Source organism: Actinomycetospora sp., from assembly GCF_055612215.1.
The window spans coordinates 1-3,062 of record NZ_JBVPVA010000994.1; the positions used below are offsets into that span (position 1 = coordinate 1).

3 protein-coding genes are annotated in these 3,062 nt (G+C 74.4%); 2 read left to right on the forward strand and 1 reads right to left on the reverse strand.

What is annotated here, in order from left to right:
- Both AC0CYZ_RS26995 and AC0CYZ_RS27000 read left to right on the forward strand, forming a co-directional pair.
- Positions 1 to 1,028, forward strand: a 1,028-nt coding sequence (locus AC0CYZ_RS26995; RefSeq protein ID WP_472221120.1) for an amidohydrolase family protein, incomplete at its 5' end; no start/stop codon positions are given.
- A gap of 13 nt (positions 1,029 to 1,041) precedes the next feature.
- A complete protein-coding gene (locus tag AC0CYZ_RS27000) occupies positions 1,042 to 2,574 on the forward strand; it encodes a sodium:solute symporter (protein ID WP_472221122.1) in 1,533 nt (510 codons plus the stop codon).
- On the opposite strand, the gene AC0CYZ_RS27005 is transcribed toward AC0CYZ_RS27000, so the two are convergent.
- A partial coding sequence (locus AC0CYZ_RS27005) for an alpha/beta hydrolase family protein (protein WP_472221124.1) occupies positions 2,499 to 3,062 on the reverse strand: 564 nt, incomplete at its 5' end. The genes AC0CYZ_RS27000 and AC0CYZ_RS27005 overlap by 76 nt on opposite strands.

Below are 3,062 nucleotides of genomic sequence, written 5' to 3' on the forward strand. Positions count from 1 at the left end.
CCGTCGCGGGGCTCGTGGACGTGCAGTGCAACGGCTACGCGGGCGTCGACCTGACGGCGCTCGGCGCGGCCGATCCGGACGAGGCCGACGCGCGGGTGGCGGCGCTGCGCCGCGCCGTGGCCGCCGACGGGGTCACCGCGCTCGCGCCGACGATCATCACCGCCGCCCCGGACACCGCGACCGGCGCGCTCGCCCGGCTCGACCGGGCCCGCCCCGCCGCCGGCACGCCCACCGCCCGGCTGCTCGGCGCCCACGTCGAGGGCCCCTTCCTCTCCCCTGCCCGCGCCGGCACCCATCCGCCGCACCACCTGCGCGCCCCGGACCCGGACCGCCTCACGAGGCTGCTGGACGCCGGCGAGGTCGCGATCACGACGCTCGCCCCGGAGCTCGACGGCGCGCTCGACCTCGTGCGACTCGCCGTCACTCGCGGCGTCACCGTCATGGCCGGGCACTCCGACGCCGACGCGGCCGACGCCCACGCCGGGTTCGACGCCGGCATCGCCGGCGCCACCCACCTGTTCAACGCCATGAGCGGCTTCGCCCACCGCGCGCCCGGCCTGGCCGCGGCCGCGCTCGCGCGTCCCGGGGCGGTCGTCACCGTGATCGCCGACGGCCACCACCTCGCCCCCGACGTCCTGCGCGTGGTCGCGCACGCCGCCGCCGGGCGGTGGGCACTGATCACCGACGCGACCGCCGCCGCCGGGATGCCCGAGGGCACCTTCACGCTCGGCGACGTCGCGCTCACCGTCACCGACGGCGCCGTCCGCAACCCCGACGGCACCCTCGCCGGCAGCGCCGCGACGCTGGCCGGCTGCGTCCGCACGGCGGTCGAGGCCGGCGTCGACCCAGCCGCCGCGCTCGTCGCCGCCACCGCGACCCCGGCGCGCCTGGTCCCGCCGGCCCGGCGTCCGCACCCCGACCTCGGCGTCCTGCGCCCCGGCGGGGTCGCCGACGTGACCGTCCTCGACGACGCCCTCGAGGTCACGACCGTGCTGGTCGGCGGGCACGAGATCATCCGCACCGAGTAGGAGGGGGACCGACGTGCGCGACGCCGTCAACCTCGCCGTCATCGTCGCCTACCTGGTGGCGATCGCCGTCATCGGCCTGAAGCTCTCGGGGCGCCAGCGCTCGGCCACCGAGTACTTCACCGGGGAACGCTCGCTGCCCTGGTGGGCGGTCATGTTCTCGATCGTGGCCACCGAGACCTCGACGCTGACCGTCATCAGCGTCCCGGGGGTGGCCTACGGCGGCTCGTTCTCCTACGTGGAGCTGGCCGTCGGCTACCTCGTGGGCCGCACCCTGGTGGCGTTCGTGCTGCTGCCGCTCTACTTCCGCGGCGGGTTCGTCTCGGCCTACCAGTACCTCGGGCAGCGCTTCGGGCCGAACACCCAGGGGCTCGCGTCGCTGACGTTCCTGGTGACCCGGCTGCTCGCGGAGGGCGTGCGGCTCTTCGCCGGCGCCATCCCGATCAAGCTGCTGCTCGCCGAGTTCGGGCTCGACGTGAACTATTTCGTCATCGTCCTGGCCATCACCGCGGTGACCGTCGCCTACACCTACGTCGGCGGCATCAAGGCCGTCGTGTGGACCGACTTCCTGCAGACGGGCCTCTACGTCCTCGGCGCGGTGGTCTGCGTGGTCGTGCTCTCGACGCAGGTCGGCGCGGCCGGGTGGGCGGCGGCGTGGGACGCCGGGAAGTTCACCGTGTTCGACTTCTCGAAGCCGATCCTGACCAGCCCGTACGCGTTCGTCACCGCGGTCGTCGGGGGTGCGCTGCTCACCATGGGCTCGCACGGCTCCGACCAGCTCATCGCGCAGCGGGTGCTCTCGTGCCGCTCCCTGCCCGACGGGCGCAAGGCGATGATCGGCTCGGCCGTCGCGATCGGGGTGCAGTTCGCGCTGTTCTCGCTGGTGGGGGCGCTGCTCTGGGCCCGCAACCGCGGCGCGACGCTGTCCTCGCTGCACCTGACCAGCGACCAGCTCTTCGGCGAGTTCATCCTGCGCGACCTGCCCGTCGGACTGTCCGGGCTGCTCGTCGCCGGCATCCTCGCCGCGACGATGGGGTCCCTGTCCAGCGCACTGAACTCGCTGTCGACCTCGACGCTCGCCGACCTCGTGGCGTCCTGGGGACGCTGGCGGCCGACGGAGGCGACGATGCTGACCGTCGCCCGGTGGATGACCGGGGTGTGGGCGCTGGTGATGGTCGGGTTCGCGTCGCTGTTCACGACGACCGCGAACCCGGTGGTCGAGCTCGGCCTGTCGATCGCCTCGTACGCCTACGGCGCGCTGCTCGGCGCATTCCTGCTCGGGCTGCTGATCCCCCGCGCCGACGGGGTGGCCTCGGCGGTGGCGTTCGTCGTGACGCTGCTCGGCACCGCGTGGGCGGCGCTGGGCATCGACCTCGGCGGGCAGCCGCTGGCGTTCCCGTGGTTCGTGGCCCTCGGGGTGGTGATCACCCTCCTCGTCGGGGGCCTCATCGCGCTGGTCCGCCCCCGGGACCCTCAGTCCAGGTTGTCGACGGAGACCGGCTCGATCCCCTCCGAGGTGGGCAGCGCGAACCCGAACAGCCGCGCGTAGAAGGCCAGCTCGGCGTCGAGCGCGCGGCGGATGTTCTCGGCCTTGCGGAACCCGTGCTGTTCCCCGGCGAAGAGCAGGTACGCCACCGGGACCCCGCGGGCCCGGAGCGCCTCGACGATCATCTCCGACTGGTTGGGCGGGACGATCGCGTCCTCGTCGCCCTGCAGCACGATGAGCGGGGTCGCGAAGTCCTCGACGTGGTGGATCGGCGAGCGCTCGACGTAGACGTCGCGGTCGGCCGGGTAGGGGCCGACGAGCCCGTCGAGGTAGCGGGACTCGAACTTGTGCGTGTCGCGGGCGAGCGCCTCGAGGTCGGCGACGCCGAAGTGGTCGGCCCCCGCGGAGAACGGGGTGTCGGGGCGGGCGAGGGCGGCCAGCGTCGTGAACCCGCCCGCGGAGCCGCCGCGGATGGCCATCCGGTCCGGGTCCACCCGTCCGGCGTCGGCGAGTGCGCGGGCCGCGGCGAGGCAGTCGGCGACGTCGACGAC